Annotated in this window: 18 protein-coding genes and 1 riboswitch; of the genes, 11 read left to right on the forward strand and 7 right to left on the reverse strand. The window is 71.7% G+C overall.

Going from position 1 to position 19,666, the window contains the following annotated elements; genetic code table 11:
• Positions 1–12 precede the first annotated feature (12 nt).
• On the reverse strand, positions 13–606 hold the full coding sequence (locus KV100_RS07865; protein ID WP_220342281.1) for a TetR/AcrR family transcriptional regulator: 594 nt from the start codon (positions 604–606) through the stop codon (positions 13–15).
• A 74-nt stretch (positions 607–680) separates the two neighbouring features.
• Here KV100_RS07865 and KV100_RS07870 point away from each other — a divergent pair, with 74 nt between their 5' ends.
• Genes KV100_RS07870 through KV100_RS07880 form a run of 3 tightly spaced genes read left to right on the forward strand, consistent with a single transcriptional unit; the run spans position 681 to position 4,464 of the window.
• Complete coding sequence (locus tag KV100_RS07870) at positions 681–2,171, forward strand: NAD(P)/FAD-dependent oxidoreductase (protein ID WP_220342282.1); 1,491 nt, start codon at positions 681–683, stop codon at positions 2,169–2,171.
• On the forward strand, positions 2,168–3,463 hold the full coding sequence (locus KV100_RS07875) for a cytochrome P450 (protein WP_220342283.1): 1,296 nt from the start codon (positions 2,168–2,170) through the stop codon (positions 3,461–3,463). The genes KV100_RS07870 and KV100_RS07875 overlap by 4 nt, the downstream gene beginning before the upstream one ends.
• A gap of 32 nt (positions 3,464–3,495) precedes the next feature.
• Positions 3,496–4,464, forward strand: coding sequence for an NADPH:quinone oxidoreductase family protein (locus KV100_RS07880; RefSeq protein ID WP_220342284.1), 969 nt, complete (start codon positions 3,496–3,498; stop codon positions 4,462–4,464).
• 30 nt (positions 4,465–4,494) lie between these two features.
• Here the strand turns inward: KV100_RS07880 and KV100_RS07885 are convergent, their stop codons facing one another.
• On the reverse strand, positions 4,495–6,024 hold the full coding sequence (locus KV100_RS07885) for an amino acid permease (protein ID WP_220342285.1): 1,530 nt from the start codon (positions 6,022–6,024) through the stop codon (positions 4,495–4,497).
• A 179-nt stretch (positions 6,025–6,203) separates the two neighbouring features.
• Here KV100_RS07885 and KV100_RS07890 point away from each other — a divergent pair, with 179 nt between their 5' ends.
• From KV100_RS07890 to KV100_RS07910, 5 genes are read left to right on the forward strand one after another with little or no spacing between them, the layout of a single operon-like run.
• Complete coding sequence (locus KV100_RS07890; protein ID WP_220342286.1) at positions 6,204–7,571, forward strand: glutamine synthetase family protein; 1,368 nt, start codon at positions 6,204–6,206, stop codon at positions 7,569–7,571.
• Complete coding sequence (locus KV100_RS07895) at positions 7,552–8,289, forward strand: gamma-glutamyl-gamma-aminobutyrate hydrolase family protein (RefSeq protein WP_220342287.1); 738 nt, start codon at positions 7,552–7,554, stop codon at positions 8,287–8,289. The genes KV100_RS07890 and KV100_RS07895 overlap by 20 nt, the downstream gene beginning before the upstream one ends.
• Entirely contained in the window at positions 8,286–9,674 is a 1,389-nt protein-coding gene (locus tag KV100_RS07900; protein WP_220342288.1) for an aldehyde dehydrogenase, read from the forward strand. Before KV100_RS07895 ends, KV100_RS07900 begins: the two co-directional genes overlap by 4 nt.
• Positions 9,675–9,685: 11 nt before the next feature.
• Entirely contained in the window at positions 9,686–10,453 is a 768-nt protein-coding gene (locus KV100_RS07905; protein ID WP_308291395.1) for a 3-oxoacyl-ACP reductase, read from the forward strand.
• A gap of 38 nt (positions 10,454–10,491) precedes the next feature.
• Positions 10,492–11,229 carry a FadR/GntR family transcriptional regulator gene (locus KV100_RS07910; protein ID WP_220342290.1) on the forward strand — a complete coding sequence of 246 codons (738 nt, stop codon included), beginning with the start codon at positions 10,492–10,494 and terminating at the stop codon, positions 11,227–11,229.
• Here the strand turns inward: KV100_RS07910 and KV100_RS07915 are convergent.
• Genes KV100_RS07915 through KV100_RS07935 form a run of 5 tightly spaced genes read right to left on the reverse strand, consistent with a single transcriptional unit; the run spans position 11,226 to position 16,073 of the window.
• Positions 11,226–11,834: an antibiotic biosynthesis monooxygenase gene (locus KV100_RS07915; RefSeq protein ID WP_308291385.1), complete on the reverse strand. Its 609-nt coding sequence runs from the start codon at positions 11,832–11,834 to the stop codon at positions 11,226–11,228. The two genes, KV100_RS07910 and KV100_RS07915, sit on opposite strands and share 4 nt — an antisense overlap.
• Positions 11,831–12,709, reverse strand: coding sequence for an ECF transporter S component (locus KV100_RS07920; protein WP_301022896.1), 879 nt, complete (start codon positions 12,707–12,709; stop codon positions 11,831–11,833). The genes KV100_RS07915 and KV100_RS07920 overlap by 4 nt, the downstream gene beginning before the upstream one ends.
• Positions 12,706–14,316, reverse strand: coding sequence for an ABC transporter ATP-binding protein (locus KV100_RS07925; protein WP_220342291.1), 1,611 nt, complete (start codon positions 14,314–14,316; stop codon positions 12,706–12,708). Before KV100_RS07925 ends, KV100_RS07920 begins: the two co-directional genes overlap by 4 nt.
• Positions 14,313–15,395, reverse strand: a complete 1,083-nt coding sequence (locus KV100_RS07930) for an energy-coupling factor transporter transmembrane component T (protein WP_220342292.1) — start codon at positions 15,393–15,395, stop codon at positions 14,313–14,315. The genes KV100_RS07925 and KV100_RS07930 overlap by 4 nt, the downstream gene beginning before the upstream one ends.
• Before the next feature lie 3 nt (positions 15,396–15,398).
• Entirely contained in the window at positions 15,399–16,073 is a 675-nt protein-coding gene (locus KV100_RS07935; RefSeq protein WP_220342293.1) for a hypothetical protein, read from the reverse strand.
• A 72-nt stretch (positions 16,074–16,145) separates the two neighbouring features.
• Positions 16,146–16,260: riboswitch (cobalamin riboswitch) on the reverse strand.
• A 46-nt stretch (positions 16,261–16,306) separates the two neighbouring features.
• Here KV100_RS07935 and KV100_RS07940 point away from each other — a divergent pair.
• From KV100_RS07940 to KV100_RS07950, 3 genes are all read left to right on the forward strand, one after another.
• Positions 16,307–17,176 (forward strand): alpha/beta fold hydrolase, encoded by an 870-nt coding sequence (locus KV100_RS07940; protein ID WP_220342294.1) that lies wholly within the window; start codon positions 16,307–16,309, stop codon positions 17,174–17,176.
• 65 nt (positions 17,177–17,241) lie between these two features.
• Positions 17,242–19,131 (forward strand): endonuclease/exonuclease/phosphatase family protein, encoded by a 1,890-nt coding sequence (locus KV100_RS07945; RefSeq protein ID WP_220342295.1) that lies wholly within the window; start codon positions 17,242–17,244, stop codon positions 19,129–19,131.
• Between the two features lie 4 nt (positions 19,132–19,135).
• Positions 19,136–19,666 (forward strand): DUF1440 domain-containing protein, encoded by a 531-nt coding sequence (locus KV100_RS07950; protein WP_220342296.1) that lies wholly within the window; start codon positions 19,136–19,138, stop codon positions 19,664–19,666.

A 19,666-nucleotide genomic window follows, 5' to 3' on the forward strand; every position in this document is an offset into this window, starting at 1 on the left:
GGGTGGTTGACCTCAGTCCGCGTCCGGGGGGAGCAGCAGCGAGCGGATCGTGGCGGTGAACGCATGCACGTCCAGGCCCGGGTCGAGCGACCGCTGCGCGCCGAGGCCGATGCCGAGGCTCAGGAGGACGAGCGCGACCTGGTCGGCCGGCAGCGCGAGGCGCATCCCGGTGCGGTGCTGGAGCTCCACGAGCAGCGAGGCGATGGAGGCGCGGATCTGCCGGTGCCGGGTCGCGAGCTCGGTGGCGACGAACGGGCTGGTCCGCACGACCGCCGCGAACTCGACCTCGAGCGCCGTCCAGCGCGGTTGTCCGAGACGCACCTTCAGCCATCCCTCGAGGGCGTGCAGTGCGTCCTCGTACGCCGTGGCGATGCTGAGTGCCTCGACGACCTCGGCCACCATCTCGCGGTGGATCTCGTCGAGGACGGCGAGCCCGAGCTCCTCCTTGCTCTTGAAGTTCGAGTAGACCGCGCCCTTGGAGAACCCGGCCTCGACGGCAACCCGGTCGAGGCTCGTGGCGGCGAAGCCGTCGTGGAGGAAGAGGGATCGTGCGGTGCCGACCAGTGCCTCACGCGTCTGCGCCTGGCGTTCTGCTCGTGTGGGCATCGACCTCTCCTGCCGGGAAAGAATGTGACATCAAGAGTGTTGCATCCCTCTCGGATACCATTAGTATCTGAGTCGTGATCACCCAAGATATCGTCATCGTCGGCTCCGGCTTCTCCGGTATGGGCATGGCCATGAAGCTCGAGGAGGCCGGTCGCGACGACTTCGTGATCCTCGAGAAGGCCGACGAGGTCGGGGGCACCTGGCGCGACAACACCTACCCGGGGTGCGAGTGCGACGTCCCGAGCCACATGTACTCGTTCTCGTACGAGCTCAACCCGCGCTGGTCGAAGTCGTTCTCCGGCCAGGCCGAGATCTGGGACTACATGCGCAAGGTCGCCGACGAGCGCGGCATCCGCAAGCGCATCCACTTCGGCAAGGAGGTCGTCGGAGCGCACTGGGACGACGACCGCCGCCGCTGGCAGATCCACACCGCCGACGGCGACGTGTACGACGCGCGCGTCCTCGTCTCCGGCATGGGCGGGCTCCACATCCCCAACGTGCCGTACATCGACGGTGCCGAGACCTTCGCCGGTGCACGCTTCCACTCCGCCGAGTGGGACCACGACCTCGACCTCCGTGGCAAGCGGATCGCCGTGATCGGCACCGGGGCGAGCGCCGTCCAGTTCGTGCCCATCATCGCCGAGCAGGCCTCGCACCTCACCCTGTTCCAGCGCACCGCTCCGTGGGTGCTGCCCAAGCGCGACAAGCCGATCAGCCCGCGCAAGCAGGCGTTCCTGCAGAAGGTCCCGGGCGCGAACCGCGCCTACCGCGACGCGCTCTACTGGGCGCTGGAGTCCCGCGCGATCACGTTCAACGGACACGTGCCCGCCATCTTGCGGATCGCCGAGCGTGTCGTCGCGGCGCACATCGCCCGGCAGGTCCCGGACCCGGCCCTGCGAGAGAAGCTCACCCCCGACTACCGGCTGGGATGCAAGCGCGTCCTCCAGTCGAACGACTACTACCGGACCTTCAACCGCGACGACGTCACGCTCGAGACGACCGGCATCGCCCGGATCGTGCCGGAGGGTGTCGTCGACCTCGCGGGCACGCTGCACGAGGCCGACGTGATCGTCTACGGCACCGGCTTCCACGTCGTCGACGCCTACGACCACCTCGACATCCGCGGACGCGGCGGCGTACAGCTGTCGGACCAGTTCGCCGAGGGCGGCGTGGAGACCTACCTCGGCATCAACGTCAACAACTTCCCCAACCTGTTCCTGATGCTCGGCCCCAACACGGCCCTCGGTCACAACTCCGTGGTGTTCATGATCGAGCAGCAGGCGAAGTACATCGTTCGCTCCCTCAGCACGATGGACAGGCTGCGGGCCGACGCCATGGAGCCGACCCGGCTCGCGCAGGACGCGTACAACGCCGACATCCAGGCCCGAGTCACGAAGGGCATCTGGACCCAGGGCGGCTGCACCAGCTGGTATCTCGACTCCCAGGGCAACAACCGCACGATCTGGCCGAAGTTCACCTTCCAGTACTGGTGGGAGACCCGGACGGTCCGCGAGCAGGACTACGTGTTCGCGCGGGCGCGCCGAGACGAGCCGGTCGCGGCATGAGCCTGCCCCCCGGCCCGCGCTGGCCGGCCTCGGTCCAGACGGTGGCCTTCCTCGGGTTCCGGACGCCGTTCATGCGGATGCTCGTACGGCGCTACGGGCCGGCGTACACGATCCGCATCCATCCCGGCCCTCGTACGATCGCGACGATCAGCGCGCCGGAGCACATCAAGCAGGTCTTCGCCGGCGACCCCCGCGACCTCCATGCCGGCGAGGGAAACCAGGTGCTGCGTCCGGTGATGGGCGAGCACTCGGTCCTGCTCACCGACGAGGCCGAGCACATGCGCGCCCGCAAGCTCCTCATGCCGGCCTTCAACGGCGCGTCCCTGCGGGGCTACCGCGGTCTCGTCGAGTCGCTCGCCAAGGAGGAGGTCGACCGCTGGCACGACGGCGAGCGCCTCGTGACCCACGAGCGCATGAACGCCCTCACGCTCGAGGTGATCCTCCAGGTGGTCTTCGGCGTCACCGACGAGAAGACGCTCGGCGCCCTGCGCCCCCGCATCCGCCGGATGGTCGAGATCGGACCGACGATGTTCGTCGGCTGGATCTTCCCGAGGCTGAGGTCACTCGGGCCTTGGAAGCGCTACTTCGACAACCAGGCGGCGGTCGACCGCATCCTGTACGCCGAGATCGCCGCGCGCCGCCAGGTGTCGGACCTCGATGCGCGCACCGACGTGCTGTCGCGCCTCCTCCAGGTCGGCGTCGAGGGAGACCTGGCACCCCTCACCGACGCCGAGCTGCGAGACCAGCTCGTCACCCTCCTCCTCGCCGGCCACGAGACGACCGCGTCGGCGCTCTCGTGGACGCTGTACGAGCTGGGCGCCAACCCCGACGTCCAGGACGAGGCGCTCCGCGCCGCCGACACCGGTGACGACGCGTTCGTGGAGGCCTGCCTCAAAGAAGCGATGCGGCGGCACCCCGTGATCGACTCGGTGGCCCGGCGTCTGACCACACCGCAGCGGGTCGGGCCGTGGGACCTGCCGGCCGGCACGGTCGTCTCGCCGTCGATCGCGGGCGCCCACTTCACCTACGCCAGCTTCCCTGAGCCTGCACGCTTCCGGCCGCGCCGGTTCCTCGACGACGACATCGCGCCCGGCACGTGGATCCCGTTCGGGGGCGGCGTGCGACGCTGCCTCGGAGCCGGCTTCTCGCTGATGGAAGGGACGGCGGTGCTCAAGGAGATCCTGACGCGCTACCGCGTGAGCGTGGACGCGGAGGAGGTCTCCGTGGTCCGCAACATCACCCACGTCCCCGAGCACGGTGCCGTCGTCACCCTCCACGCCCGCTCCTCCTGACGACTAAGCGCCCGCTTAGGTAGGCTCCGGTCATGCGTGCAGTGCAGATCACATCCCTGGAAGGCCCCTCCGCCGTCGAGGTCGTCGACATCGACGCTCCCGAGCCGGGTCCGGAGCAGATCGTCATCGACGTCAAGGCGTCGGGCGTGTCCTTCCCCGAGGTCCTCCAGACCCGCGGCCTCTACCAGCTCAAGCCCCCGCTCCCCTTCGTGCCAGGCTCGGAGGTCGCCGGGGAAGTCGTGTCGGCACCGTCCGGCTCGGGCTTCTCCACCGGTGACCGCGTCGCCGCCTTCCCGATGCTCGGCGGCTTCGCCGAGCGAGCGGTGTCCGGCGTCGACATGACGTTCCACCTCCCGGACAACGTCTCGTACGAGGAGGGAGCGGGCGTCCCGCTCAACTACCTCACCGCGCACTTCGCGCTGCTCAAGCGCGGGCACCTGCGCAACGGCGAGTCCGTCCTGGTGCAGGGCGCGGCCGGCGGCGTCGGCACGGCATCGATCCAGGTCGCGAAGGCGTACGGCGCCGGCCAGGTCATCGCGGTCACCTCCACCGATGCCAAGGGGGAGGTCGCCGTGGCCGCGGGGGCAGACTCGTACGTGCTGGCCGACGGCTTCAAGGAGGCGGTGAAGGACCTGACCGGCGGGCACGGCGTGGACCTCGTCATCGACCCGGTCGGCGGCGACCGGTTCACCGACTCCCTGCGCAGCCTCAAGGACGACGGCCGCCTCCTCGTCATCGGCTTCACCGCCGGCGACATCCCTGAGGTGAAGGTCAACCGGCTTCTCCTCAACAACATCGACATCCGCGGCGTCGGATGGGGGGCGTACGTGATGAAGCGCCCCGGCTACGTCGCTGCGCAGTGGCAGGAGCTCGTACCGCACCTCGAGTCCGGCGCCCTCGCGCCCCCGATCGGCGGGCGCTTCCCGCTCGAGGACGCGGCCCGCGCCCTCGAGATGATCGACGCGCGCGAGGCGCTCGGCAAGGTCGTCCTCGTCCCGTGACAGACGGCTCCATCTAGCCCGCGAGCGGGGTCACTCGGTGCGGCCCTTGAGGATCTCGTCCTCGATGGTCCCACCGAGTCCCTCGCTCGCCGGGTCGTAGCCGTGGAGGCCGCCGGTCACCGCGTACTCCTCCTCCGGCGAGAGGACGAGGCGGTGGCGTCCCCAGACCGCGAAGATCGCCAGCATCACGACGTAGATGACGACGATGGCGACGACGGCCGGACGGTAGTCCGGGTTGAGCAGCACGCCCACGAACGTCACCGCGGCGATCACGGCGGCGACGATTGCGCCGGTCCGCCCGACCGGGCTGACGTACGGGCGTACGGCGTTGGGGAACTTCCGCCGCAGCAGCAGGAACGCGACCATCTGGAGGAAGTAGGCGAGCACCGCGCCCCAGACGGCGATGTTGAGCACGATGTCGCCGGCGGCGTCGCCCACGAGGTCGACGACGAAGAGCGCCACCAGGCCGATGACGGCACCGGCGACCAGCGCCACCCACGGCGTCTGACGTGAGCCGGTGAGCGAGAGGAACTTGGGGTAGTAGCCGGCCCGCGACAGGGAGAACATGTTGCGGCCGTACGCGAACATGATGCCCTGCAGGCTCGCCAGCAGGCCGATCAGCGCGAACGCCGACAAGAGCGCAGCCAGGTCGGCCGACAGGAACGCGCGGAAGCCGTCCAGCAGCGGCTCGTCGGAGTCGCGGATCGCTTCCGACCCGGTGACGGCCGGGTTGAGGAAGAGCACCAGGCCGCCGGTCGCGACGAGCGTCACCAGGCCCCCGATCCCAGCGCGGGGGATGTCCTTCTGCGGGTCGTGGGCCTCCTCCGCCGCCAGCGGCAGCTCCTCGATCCCCAGGAAGAACCACATCGCGAACGGCAACGCATAGAGGACGCCCTCCCAGCCGAACGGCAGGAAGTCGGAGTTGCCGTCCTCCGGTGCGATGTCGAGGAGGTTGCCGACGTCGACCGCCCCGTTGGCGAACGCGAGGACGGCGAACAGGACGAGGACACCGATGGAGATGATCGAGACCACGATCGCGAACCTGAACGAGATCTCCGCGCCGACCGAGTTGAGCGCGATGAACACGGCATAGAGGAAGATCCACCAGACCCACATGGTGTCGCTCAGGTCGAGCCCGATCAGCTCGGCGGTGATCGCGTTGGCGTAGCCGGCCGAGAAGAGCACGATCACGCCGGTGGTGAAGACGTACTCGATGGTCTCCGCCAGCCCGGTGACGAAGCCGCCCCACGGACCCATCGCCGCCCGGGAGAACGAGTAGGCGCCCCCGGTGTGCGGCATCGCGGCCGACATCTCGCCGATCGAGAACAGCATCCCGAAGTACATGACGACGATGATGATGCTGGCGACGAGCAGCCCGCCCCACCCTGCGGCGTCGAGGCCGAAGTTCCAGCCCGAGAAGTCGCCGGAGACCACGGCGCCCACGCCGATGCCCCACAGCCCCCAGAAGCCGGCCGAGCGCTTGAGCTGGCGCTTCTCGAAGTAGCCGTCCTGGGCGTGGGAGTAGGTCGCTCCCGACGCCGAGAGCTTGTCACCGGACATCGCTGTCTCCTGTCGGGAGGGCCGTTGCTTGGACCGAGGTTAGACCCGTCAATGGTCGCTTGGACATACCTTTGGCTGGCCAAATTCTGGTCGAGCACCATGAGATCGCAGCATTTGACGGGTCCCAATGGTCGGCCGGGCGTGATTGACTGAGCAGACGCCGGGCCGAGGAGGAGACCATGGGTGTGTCGTCGGGAAACCTGACGCTGGAGGAGCTGCGCAACGACGTCCGCACCGGTGACATCGACACGGTGATCGTCGCGTTCGGTGACATGCAGGGACGGCTCACCGGCAAACGGGTGTCGGCACGACTCTTCCTCGAGGAGGTCGCCGAACACGGCGCCGAGTGCTGCAACTACCTGCTCGCTGTCGACGTCGACATGAACACGGTCGACGGCTACGCGATGTCGAGCTGGGAGACCGGCTACGGCGACATGGTGATGCGTCCGGACCTCCCCACGCTCCGGCGCGTCCCGTGGCTCGCCTCGACCGCACTGGTCATCGCGGACCTCGAGGACCACAGCCGCGGCGCCGTCGCACCGTCACCACGCGCCGTCCTCCAGGAGCAGATCGCCCGACTCGCCGAGCGGGGCCTCGTCCCGTACGCCGGCACCGAGCTCGAGTTCATGGTCTTCGACACCGGCTACCGCGACGCGTGGGCCAAGGGCTACCGCGACCTCGCTCGCGCCAGCGACTACAACGTCGACTACGCGATGCACGCCTCGACCCGGATGGAGCCGCTGCTGCAGGACATCCGTCGCGGCATGGACGGGGCGGGGATGTACTCGGAGGGCGTCAAGGGTGAGTGCAACCTCGGCCAGCAGGAGATCGCCTTCCGCTACGCCGACGCGCTCACCACCTGCGACAACCACACGATCTACAAGAACGGCGCCAAGGAGATCGCCGATCAGCACGGCAAGAGCCTCACCTTCATGGCGAAGTTCGACGAGCGCGAGGGCAACTCGTGCCACATCCACCTCTCGCTGCGCGGAGACGACGGCACGGCGGTCTTCGCCGACGACAGCGGTCCGGAGGGGATGTCGGAGACGTTCCGTCACTTCCTCGCCGGCCAGCTCGCGACGATGCGCGAGCTGACGATGTTCTACGCGCCCCACATCAACTCCTACAAGCGCTTCGCCGAAGGCAGCTTCGCGCCCACCGCGGTCGCCTGGGGGCTGGACAACCGAACCTGCGCGCTCCGCGTGGTCGGCCACGGGCACGGGATGCGCATGGAGTGCCGGGCGCCCGGCGGTGACGTCAACCCCTACCTCGCCGTGGCGGCGCTGATCGCCGGTGGCCTCCACGGCATGGACGCCGGCCTCGAGCTGGCGGACCCCCTCACCGGCAACGCCTACACCAGTGAGGCCGAGCACCTCCCGACCACGCTGCGCGAGGCGGCGGCGCTGCTGGCGGAGTCCAAGGTGGCCCGGGACGCGTTCGGCGACGACGTCGTCGACCACTACCTCAACAACGCGCGGGTCGAGCAGACGGCGTTCGACGCCGCGGTCACCGACTGGGAGCGGGTGCGTGGCTTTGAGCGGCTCTGAGGTCCGACCCGTCATCGGCCTCACCACGTATCTCGAGCAGTCGGTCACCGGCGTGTGGGACGTGCAGGCGTCGTTCCTCCCTCGGATCTACGTCGACGGTGTGACGGCTGCCGGCGGGGTCGCCGCCCTCCTCCCGCCCCAGCCGCCCGAGGGCGCCGAGCAGATGCTCGACCGCCTCGACGGGCTCGTCCTCACCGGCGGCAAGGACCTCGACCCCGCGTCGTACGGACAACGGCCGCACCCGCTCACCGACGAGCCCCGGCACGACCGCGACGCGTGGGAGCGCGCGCTGCTCGACGGCGCGCTCGCCCGCGACCTTCCCGTCCTCGGCATCTGCCGAGGCGCGCAGGTGCTCAACGTGGCCCTCGGGGGCACGCTGCACCAGCACCTTCCCGACGTCGTCGGGCACCCGCGCCACCAGCTCGGCGACGCGACCTTCTCGACGACCTCCGCGACGGTCGTGGCAGGCACGAGGCTGGCGACCATCGTCGGCGACGCCGTCGACGGCCAGTGCTACCACCATCAGGGCCTCGACCGGCTCGGTGACGGTCTCGTCGCCGCCGCCCGGGCCGACGACGGCACGGTGGAAGCCGTCGAGATGCCGGCGGCGACGTTCGTGGTCGCCGTCCAGTGGCACCCCGAGGAGACGCTCGACGACCTTCGGCTGTTCGCGGCGCTGGTCGGCGCGGCCGCCGACCGGAGCGGCGTGCGCACATGACCACCACCGAGGTCCACAACCCCGCCGACGGCTCGGTCCTCGCCACGGTCGAGCTGGTGGACGCCGAGGCGGTCGACGCTGCCGTCGCTCGCGCCCGCTCGGCGCAGCGGACGTGGTCGCGCCTCGCGCCCGCCGCACGGGCCGACGGGCTCCGTGCGTTCGCCACCGTCGTACGCGCCCACGTCACCGAGCTGGCCGCCCTCGAGGTCGCCAACAGCGGCCACCCCGTCGGACAGGCACGCTGGGAGGCGGGGCACGTCGCCGACGTCCTCACCTACTATGCCGCCGCGCCCGAGCGGCTCTTCGGGCGTCAGATCCCGGTCGCCGGCGGCATCGACCTGACCTTCGCCGACCCGATCGGTGTCGTCGCCGTGATCACCCCGTGGAACTTCCCGATGACGATCGCGTCGTGGGGGTTCGCGCCGGCGCTCGCGGCCGGCAACGCGGTGCTCGTCAAGCCGGCGGAGTGGACACCACTCACGACGATCCGGCTCGGTGAGCTCGCGACCGAGTCGGGGCTCCCCGACGGGCTCCTGCAGGTGCTGCCCGGCTCGGGCGCGGTCGTCGGCGAGCGCCTCGTGACCCACCGCGGCGTCGGCAAGGTGGTCTTCACCGGCTCCACCGTGACGGGTGCCCGCGTGATGGCCGCCGCCGCGCCGACCGTGACCGCCGTGACGTTGGAGCTCGGCGGCAAGAGCGCCAACATCGTCTTCGCCGACGCCGATCTCGAACGCGCCGCGGCCACCGCCCCGTACGGCGTGTTCGACAACGCCGGCCAGGACTGCTGCGCCCGGAGCCGGATCCTCGTCGAGGAGTCGGCGTACGACCGGTTCATGGAGCTGCTCGAGCCCGCGGTCGCCGCGGTCCGCGTCGGTGATCCTGCCGACGAGGAGACCGAGATGGGTCCGCTGGTGTCGCGACCGCACTGGGAGAAGGTCGCCTCCTACGTCCCCGACGACGCGCCGGTCGCCTTCCGCGGCTCGGCGCCGGACGGGCCGGGCAACTGGTTCGCCCCGACGGTGCTCACACCTGAGTCGCGCACCGACCCCGCCGTCGTCGAGGAGATCTTCGGTCCGGTCGTCACCGTGCAACGGTTCCGCGACGAAGCCGACGCGATCACGCTCGCGAACGCCACCGCGTACGGCCTGTCGGGGTCCCTCTGGACCCGCGACCTCTCGCGCGGCGTACGGGTCGCCCGGGCGGTCGAGGCCGGCAACCTCTCGGTCAACTCGCACGCCTCGGTCCGCTACACCACCCCGTTCGGCGGCTTCAAGCAGTCGGGGATCGGGCGCGAGCTGGGTCCGGACGCCCCGTTCGCGTTCACGGAGACCAAGAACGTCTTCATCGCCGTCGACGACGGCCCAGCACCGGAGGAGTCCGCATGAGCCCGCTCGACCTGACACAGAGACTCGCCGGCAGGGTCGCGGTCGTCACCGGTGGTGCGAGCGGGATCGGCCTCGCCGCCGCCGGCAGGCTGGCCGCCGAGGGCGCCCGCGTCGTCGTGGGCGACGTGGACCACACCGCGGGCAAGGAGGCGGCCGCGTCGGTCGGGGGCCTCTTCGTCGCCGTCGACGTCGCCGACGAGGCACAGGTGGACGCGCTCTTCGACGCGGCGGCCGACGCGTACGGCGCGGTCGACGTCGCGTTCAACAACGCCGGCATCTCGCCGCCGGAGGACGACCTGATCGAGGTCACCGACCTCGACGCGTGGAAGCGCGTCCAAGACGTGAACCTGACGTCGGTCTTCCTCTCGTGCCGGGCGGCGCTGCGTCACATGGTGCCCGCGGGCCGGGGGTCGATCGTCAACACGGCCTCGTTCGTCGCCGTGATGGGGTCGGCCACCTCGCAGATCTCCTACACCGCCTCCAAGGGAGGAGTCCTCGCCCTGTCCCGCGAGCTGGGCGTGCAGTACGCGCGCCAGGGCATCCGGGTCAACGCGCTCTGCCCCGGCCCGGTCAACACGCCGCTGCTGCAGGAGCTGTTCGCCGCCGACCCCGCGCGCGCGGCCCGCCGACTCGTGCACGTGCCCGCAGGCAGGTTCGCCGAGCCGGCGGAGATCGCGGCGGCGGTGGCGTTCCTGGCCAGCGACGACGCGTCCTTCGTCACCGCGACCACGTTCATGGTCGACGGCGGCATCAGCTCGGCCTACGTCACGCCCCTCTGACAGCGCCCTCGTGAGCGAGCCGGGATAAGGTCGCGGCGATGAGCACCGCACCGTCCGACGGGGCCGAGGACGGCGGCGTGGAGGACGCGCTGCTGCGCCCCGTGCGCACCGGCAACGCGTTCGAGGACACCGTCTCGCGCCTCCTCCAGACGGTGCGTCTCGGCGTCGTCGCGCCGGGTGACTCGCTGCCGGCGGAGCGCGACCTCGCGCTGCGGCTCGGCGTCAGCCGCGACACGGTCCGCGAGGCGATCCGGTCGTTGACCGACGCCGGCTACCTCGTACGGCGCCGCGGCCGCTACGGCGGCACGTTCGTCGTCGACGAGCTGCCGCGCGGCACCGGGCGCGAGTCGCCGGCCATCTCCGCGGGCGAGCTCGACGACGTCCTCCGGCTGCGCGAGATCCTCGAGGTCGGTGCCGTACGGATGGCTGCCGGCCGGACCCTCACCTCGGCCGAGCGCGAGGCCTTGTGGTCACGTCTGCAGGACGTGCGCGGCTCGTCGCCCGCGGACTACCGGCGCCTCGACTCGCGGCTGCACCTCACCCTCGCGGAGCTCGCCGGCTCGCCGTCCCTGCTCCCGCTGGTGGCCGACGCCCGGACGCGCGTCAACGTCCTGCTCGACGACATCCCGCTGCTCCCCCGCAACATCGCCCACTCCGACGAACAGCACGAGACCATCGTGATCGCCGTCCTGGCGGGGGACGCGGACCGCGCGGCGGCCGCGATGGACGAGCACCTGGCCGGGTCCGCGGCGTTGTTGCGCGGGTTCTTGAGCTAACCCTCGAGCGGGCCGCGGGAGCGTGGCGACCGTCCGTGCAGCCACCACTCGAACGTCGACGTGACGGCGGGCAGCACCGCGTAGGTCATGATCGGGGTCGCGACGAGGGTCGTCAGCAGGGTGCGGGCGACGATGTGGAGGTCTGGCCACAGGAAGTGCAGCACCGTGCCCAGCAGCAGCGACAGCGGGAAGAAACCGACCCAGATCAGCGTCGCCTGCTTCCATCGGGGCGGTGGTGCCGGCAGCGGCCTGAGGTCCTCGACGTCGTAGTCCTGAGGCGGGTCGAACCAGCCCTCGATGCCCGTGCGGCGCTCCGCGTGCTGGTCCTCGACGATGTCCTTGCCGGCGTCGAGCCACCAGCGGCGCTGCGGAGACGCCTCCCAGTGCGCGAGGCTGTCGGCGTCGGCGAACCGATAGAGCATGTGCCACTCGTCGGACACCACGCTGGGCCGCATCCACCCCGTGCCGAGGAAGCCCTCGAACCGCTCGGCGAGCGCCGAGCCGGCATGCACCCACGCGACGACCTGGTCGACCGTCGACGGGTCGATCCGGCGGGTGATCGCCACGGTCACCGGCGCGCCGGACACGGTCGTCTCTGCTGTCACTTCCCCGAGCGTACGGGCGAAAAAGGCGCCTCCGGCCCACTCGTGACCGGTCTCACCGCGGGGTCGTCCGCGCTCCGGGCACCGAACGTCGGCGTACGGCCGAACGACGCACGCCGCGCCGCCCGTCTCAGGGTGAGCAGCACGGCCGGGCCGATCACCACGATCGCGACGGCGTTCGTGATCGCACGGCCGGTGTCCCACGAGCCGCTCGACGTGAGCAGGGTGAACCAGAAGAAGCGCCCGAGGTTCTCGGCCAGCGACGCGCCGGGGACGAACGCGAGGCCCTGCTCCCCGCTCGTGTCGACCCCGGCGAGGAACGGCCAGAACCACAGGTTGAGCAGCGCCCCGTAGAAGTACGCGGAGAACACGCCGTACGCGGCGAGCATCGCGATCTCCCAGCGCCCGGTGATCCTCCTCGGCAGCAGGCCGGCGCCCATCCCGAGCCACGCCGCGCACATCATCTGGAACGGCAGCCACGGCCCGACGCCCGCGGTCAGCAGGGCCGAGGCGAACAACGACGTGCACCCGAGCAGGAAGCCGAAACCTGGCCCGAAGACCCGTCCGGCGAGGACCAGCAGGAAGAAGACCAGGTCGAGCCCGGCCGTCCCTGCACTCAGCGCTCGCATCCCGCACTGCATCGCCGAGAGGACGCCGAGCATCGCCAGCGCCTTGGCGTCCATCCCACCTTCGGACAGCTCGGCGAGCACGATGAGGAGGAGCAGGGGCAGGAGCAGGACGAAGTACATCGGGCTCTGGGCGTCCTGCTGACCCGACCCCGGCTCGAACAGCAGCGGCCAGCCGAACATCGCGAGGCCGGCGACGGAGACGAGGACGAGCACCGCGGTGGAGCGCGGCCGGAGCGCGACGGCGGTCACGACCGGTCCTCCAACGCCTCGCGCACGTCGCGGAGCGTGAGCCACGGCTGCCCGAGGACCTTCGCGACCTGCGGCGCGAAGGCGGGCGACGTCGCGAGCACCTGCCGTACGTCCCCTGAGGCGATCAGCTCGCCCTGAGCCATCACCGCCGCCCGGTCGGCGACCTCCGCGACGAACTCGACGTCGTGGGTCGCCACCAGCACCGCACCTCCCTCGCGAGCGAGACCGCGCAGAACCTCGGCGAGGGCCGTCTTCGCCGTGTAGTCCAGGCCACGCGTCGGCTCGTCGAGGAGGACCACCTGCGGCGCCGCGGTGAGCTGCACGGCGAGGACGAGCGCGAGCTTCTGGCCCTCGGAGAGGTCGCGCGGGTTCGTGGCCGGGTCGATCGGCCCGGCCAGGCGCGTGAGCAACGCGGCACAGGTGCCTTCGGCGGTGTCCGCCTCGGCGTCGGATGCTGCACACTCGGCGGCGACCGACTCGAGGTAGAGGAGGTCGCTCGCGGTCTGCGGGACGAGGCCGACCCGACGGCGCGCGTCCTTGCGGGAGAGTGTCGCCGGGTCGTCGCCGAGGACGCGGACGTCTCCCCCGTGCCGCTCGCCCGATCCCTGGAGCGCCCAGAGGAGCGTCGACTTGCCCGATCCGTTGCGGCCCATCAGCGCCGTGACCGACCCGGCGGGGAGGTCGAGGTCGACCTTCCGTACGGCGTGCAGCGGCCCGTACCGCACCGCGACCCCGCGAGCAGTCAGCAGCCCTCCGTCCCATCCGCGTTGACGGGACGACGTGGGCGGGGGCGCGTCGGAGAGAGCCTTGCGCAGCGTCGTCGAGGCACGGCGCGCCTCGCGGACGGTCAACGGCAGCGGCTCCCACCCCGCGAACCGGCCGAGGTCCACCAACGGGGGGACGACAGGGCTCGTGGCCAGCACGGACGCCGGGGCCCCCGCGACGACGGAGCCGTCCGTCCCGACGTACGCCACGACGTCGGCGAACGGGACCACCCGCTCGAGCCGGTGCTCGGCGAGGACGACCGTGGTCCCCAGGTCGTGCACCAGCCGGGCCAGCGTCGCGAGCACGTCCTCCGCCGACGTCGGGTCGAGCGCGGACGTCGGCTCGTCGAGCACCAGCACGGGCGGGTGCATCGTGAGGACCGACCCGATCGCGACCCGCTGCTGCTGCCCGCCGGAGAGCGACCGGAGGGAACGCCCCCGCAGGTCGGCGATGCCGAGCAGGTCCAGCGTCTCCTCGACACGCCGCCGCATCGCCTGCGGGTCGACCCCGAGCTGCTCCATCCCGTACGCAAGCTCCTCCTCCACCGTATCGGTGACGAAGCCGGCGAGCGGGTCCTGTCCGACCCAGCCCACGGTGGCAGCGAGCTCGCGCGGCTGATGGTCCTGCGTCCGGAGCCCGCCGACCGTGACCGTGCCCTCGAGGTGACCACCGGTGAAGTACGGCACGAGCCCGTTGAGCAGCCCGAGGAGGCTCGACTTGCCGGCGCCTGTCGGCCCCGTGACGACGACCAGCTCACCCTCCTCGACGTGCAGGTCGACATCGCGGAGGACCGGCCGGGCCGCGCCGTCGTACGAGAACGTCACGCCCTCGATCGCGATCACGCCGCCACCCCCGCGGCTGCAGGCACGGCCGCCGTCGCATGCAGGGCGGCGTACGGCGAGGTGGGCTCCGGCGTCACCAGGGCAGGCAGCGCGGCGACGACGAGCCCGGCGAGGGTGAGCGCGTCGAGCTCGTACGACCCGAAGAACGCTGCCGCGGCCACGACGCCGCAGCCGGCCGTGAACCACTCCCACCCGTGCCACGGGTCGGGCCGGTAGCGGGTGTGCCCGACCGTGCGCCCCGACAACCAGAACCCGACCCCGGCGACCGCGAAGCCGCTCACCAGCACCGGCGCCGCGAGCAGCCGCGGCGCCGTGAGGTCCGCCGTCGCGTACACGCCGACGCAGACACCCATCAGCCCGACGAGCAGGAGGGCGCCGCTGAGGGTACGGCTGCCGCGGCTCGCGGAGCCCTTGCGTCCGTAGCCGCGCGCGTCCATCGAGGCCGCGAGCCGCATCGACCGCTCGAGAGCGTCCTCCATCACGGGGATCACCACGGCGCGCAGCGCTCGCGTGTTGCGGCCGGTGTCACCGCGCAGGCGGCGCGCTCGCCGTACGCGTCCGATGCTCTCCGCCAGCTGAGGGAAGAGCGTCAGGGCGACCACGACCGCCGCCCCGACCTCGTACAGCGCCGGCGGGAGCGACTTCAGCAGCCGGCGGGGGTTGGCCAGCGAGTTGGCAGCGCCGACACAGATGATGAGCGCCGCCAGCTGCAGCCCGACCGCGAACGACCGCTGCAACGACTCCCAGGTCACCGGTCCGAGCAGTCTGATCCCGTCCGCCCACGACGGCAGCGGCACCTGCGGCAGGTCGAGGACCACGGTCCCGGTCGACGCTCCCCCGAGAAGAACGCCGAACAGGACCCGGATCACGACCACCACCGCGCCCAGCCAGAGGTAGAGCCGGAACGACATCGCCCACGGCGCGACCGGACGCCGCGCCGCGACCATCAGCGCGGCGACGCCGATGATCAGTCCGAGAAGGAGGACGTCGAAGGTGCGGCTGGCCGCGACGGCGAGCCCGAGCGCCCACACCCACCAGGCTCCGGGGTGCAGGTCGCGCCGGGCGCGACGCTCGGGCACGGCTCAGGCGTCTTCGCTGCGACGACGCCGCACGAGCGCGAACCCGGTGGCGACGGCGACCAGGACCGCGACGCCGAGGCCGATCCAGACGATCGAGCCGCCATCCTCAGCGGAATCGGCGTCATCCGCGTCGTCGGCCGTGTCGCTCGCCGCGGCCGTCGGCGGGTTCGCCGGGTCGAAGTCCGGCATCGGGGCCGAGTCGACCGGCTGGTTGAGCTGGTAGCGCCACCCCTCGAAGCCGCCCGGCACCGCCTTGGTGGTGTCGGCACCGGCCTGCGCATAGGCCCAGTCGCCGTCGGCCGGGGCGGCGTAGTAGGACCAGTAGGCGCCGCCGGGCGGGAACTGCTGGCACTTCTCGACGTAGTCCCGTCCACCGACGTCGAGCGTGTCGTCGGCCGCGGGCTGCCCGTCGATGCGGCACGCCCCCGTCATCCCGCTGGCGGTGACGGGCGTCATCTCGAAGCCGGCGGCCTCCAGGGCCTGCATGCCGGTCATCCCGTCGGAGTCCTCGGCGCAGCCGACCTCGACGTCGCCCCCGAGATCGGTGAAGTCGACGACGACGGTCGTGCCGTCGGCATCGGGACAGACACCATCGGCGGCGTGGGCGGGGAGTGCGGTCGCCGTGAGCGGCAGGGCCGCGGCGATGAGTAGGGCGGTGGCGGCAGCGCGCATACGCATGACGCATCCTTCCTGCTGCGACGGGCACAGCCCGTTTTCCTCGGCAGCGTCAGGAGGTGGCTCCAGGTCACGGTTCGGACCCGGAGTGGCAGCAGGTGCTCCGGCTCGCCTCGGATGAGGCCTACGGTTGCGGGTCAGCGCCGGACTTCGACCGGCTTCCCCTGATGCCGCCCTCAGGGTAGCCCACCCCGTGGGGGCCTGCCGCCGCCGTCGGTCTGCGCGATGATGCTGCCGTGTTCGAAGGCTTCCAGACCAGTGTCGTCCACCTCGACGACAGCGAGGTCTTCGTACGCCACGGCGGCTCCGGGCCTGCGGTCGTCCTCCTGCACGGGCATCCGCGGACGTCCTCCACCTGGCACCGGGTGGCGCCAGGTCTGGTCGAGCGCGGGTTCACCGTCGTCTGTCCGGACCTCCGTGGGTACGGTCGTTCCCGCGGACCCGCGCCGACTCCCGACCACGCCGCTCACTCCAAGCGCGCGATGGCCGCCGACATCCTGGGAGCAGTGCGGCGGCTCGGGATCGAGCGTTTCCACCTCGCGGGGCACGACCGTGGCAGCTACGTCGCGTTCCGGCTGGCGATGGACGACCCCCAGGTCGTGGACCGGCTCGCCCTGCTGGACTGCATCCCGATCAGCGAGCACCTGCGACGGATCACGCCCGGCTTCGCGACGCGGTGGTTCCACTGGTTCTTCTTCGCCCAGCCCGAGACGCCCGAGCGAGTCATCAACGCCGACCCCGACAGCTGGTACGCGGGAGGACCTGAGGAGCTCGGCGACGAGAACTATGCGGAGTTCCGCGCGGCGACCCGCGACCCGGACGTGGTCCGGGCGATGCTCGAGGACTATCGAGCAGGTCTGACCGTCGACCGCCGTGACGAGGAGGAGGACCGCGACGCGGGTCGGCGCCTCCGTCCCCCGCTGCTCGTCGCGTGGTCCGCCGGTGAGGACCTCGACGACCTGGGCGGCGACCCGGTGGAGGTCTGGAAGACCTGGGCCGACGACGTCCGGGGCGGCGCGGTCATCGACTCGTCCCACCACATGGCCGAGGAAGCGCCCGAGCAGCTGGTCGACGTACTGGCGGCGCTCTTCGGCGCCGAAGGGTGATCGAGCGGCACCCCGAGCCACGTCGGCTCTGGCGGCTGCTCCCGCGGCTCCGGTAGAACTCCTTCATGTCGCTGGTCCGCCCTCGCACGTCCGCCCTGCTCGCGATGGCCGCGGCGGTGTGGATCCTCGTCGACGTCGTCCGGGTCTGGGCGCCGTCGCTGATCACGATCTTCGGTCAGGCCGCCACCACGCCTCCCGAGCTCATGGGGGCGTACGCGCTCGGATGCGTGGTGGTCGCGGTGGTCGTCGTCGGGCTCACCGCGCGGCGCGCAGCGGGGGTCACCCTCGTGGCCGCGCTCGCCGTCGCGGTCGTCGCCCGGGCCGGTCTCCAGCTGGGCGACGGCGGCCGCCCTCAGCTGGTCCTCGCCTCGGTGGGACTCGTCGCCTCCCTCGTGTGGCTTGCGCTCGCGGTCGCACGGTACGGCGACGTGGCCGTGGTCGGCACCGTGACCGGCCTGGCGATCTCGGTGACGACCCATGCGGCGCTCGGCACGTGGGGTGCGGTCTGGCGGGACGACGCCTGGGGATGGGCGCTGCTCGTCGTGCAGGTGGCGCTGGCCTGCCTCGGCACGTACGGCGCTCGCAACCGTGAGCCGTCGCCCGCCGCCGGGCGTCGGTTCGCCTGGTTGCTGATGCCCGGTGTGCTGCTCGCGGGGATCGTCGTCGCCGACGCCGGCCGAGCGAGCGCGGTCGCCGGCACGGGCGGGCTGGCGGTGCTCGCGGCGGCGGGGGTGCTGGCCGTCGCCCTCGCCGGCACCCGCCCTTCCCCGGCGGCAACATGGGTCGCGGCAGCGGCGCTGGTCGCCTCCGTGGCGCTCGTCCTCCTCGTCACCGTCCAGCGGGACGGCGTCCCGGCCACGAGTCCACCGTGGGTCGTCGTCGCGTACGCCGTCGGGCTGCCGGCGCTCGCGACGCTCTGGGCCGCGTCGTCCCAGGGCACGCCGGCGTCCCCGTCGGCGGTCGGGTGGGGCGCGCTGGTCTGGGTCGTGCTGCTGTTCGTCTACTACGCCGGCTACGACCTCGGCTATCGCGCCGATCTGGTGGTGGTCGCCACGGCGGCAGCGGTCGGTGTCGCCGCGGCGACGACCAGCGCCTCGCGCGCCCCGGATGCCCGCGACCGACGACCGCGCACTCCGGTCCTCGTCCTCGCCGCCGTCGCCTCCGTGCTGGCCGCGGCGCTCGGCCCGGCGGTCACCGTGCGTCCGCTGGAGGGCGGCGGTCCGACCGACGGTGCGCCCGGTGCCGCACGTGTCGCGGCGTACAACCTGCGCATGGGGTACGGCATGGACGGGACCTTCCGTCCGGACCGCGTCGCCGAGGTGCTGAAGGAGGCCGACGTGGCACTCCTCAGCGAGGTCGACCGTGGCTGGTACCTCAACGGCGGCCAGGACCAGCTGGCGATCCTCGCCAGGCTCCTCGACCGGGACAGCGTCTTCGCCCCCGCCGCCGACCCGGTGTGGGGCGACGCCGTGCTCAGCCGCTTCCCGATCGACGAGGCCGTAGGCACGCCGCTGCCGTCGTACGGTGCGGTCACCGGCGCCCAGGCGCTCTCGGTCCGGCTCGACGTCTCCGGCGTGCCGACGTGGTTCGTCTCCACGCACCTCCAACCTCACGACGGCGACGAGGGTGTCCGTGAGCAGACCGGCGATCTGGCCGACGCCCTCCGGGACCGTCTGGACGACGGCTTCTCGCTGGTCCTCGGCGGCGATCTCAACACCCAGCCCGGCAGCGCCGCGTACGAGATGCTCCTCGACGTCGGCCTCGTCGACGGGCTCGGCGGCGCCGGGCCGACCTCGCCGGCAGACCGACCGACCGCGCGGATCGACCATCTCCTCGTCACCGGGGACCTGACAGCCACCGACTCCGCCGTGGGGACGAGCCAGGCGTCCGACCACCTCCCGGTCCTCGTGACCGTCTCACCGTCGGACACCATCGGCACACCGGGCGTACGGTGACCGGATGAGCGCTCGAGGAGTCCTGCGCGGAGCGGTGGTCGGCGCCCTCGCATCGGTGCCCGCGTCGTACGTCAAAGCGGTGACGGAACCCGGCCTCCAGCGGGCCGCCGAGCGGCTGCTCCCGCCTGAGCCGTGGCAGAAGTGGCTGGTCGGTGCAGACCCCGCGGGGCGACCCGAGAACATGCCCCCGGCTGTGGTCGCCGCGGAGGTCGACGAGCTGCGGGGTGGCCCGGGCCTCGACACCGACGAGAAGATCCGGGCCAGCCGGACGATCCACTACGCGTTCGGCGCTGTGACGGGCACGGCGTACGGAGCGGCCGCGGCGTCGCTGCCATGGGTCGCCCGCGGCGGAGGGGCTCCGGCTGGGCTCGCGCTCTACGCGCTGACCCACGGCACCGCGCTCCCGGTGCTCGAGATCCAGGAGCCCCCGTGGGACCTCCCGCGCTCCGCGGTCCTCTGGGAGGCCGCGAGCCATGTCGTGTTCGGGCTGACGTTGGAGGTCTCCCGCCGGGTGGTCGACCGCCTCCTGCCCTAG

This window comes from Mumia sp. zg.B21 (assembly GCF_019550855.1).
Taxonomy (GTDB): Bacteria; Actinomycetota; Actinomycetes; order Propionibacteriales; family Nocardioidaceae; genus Mumia.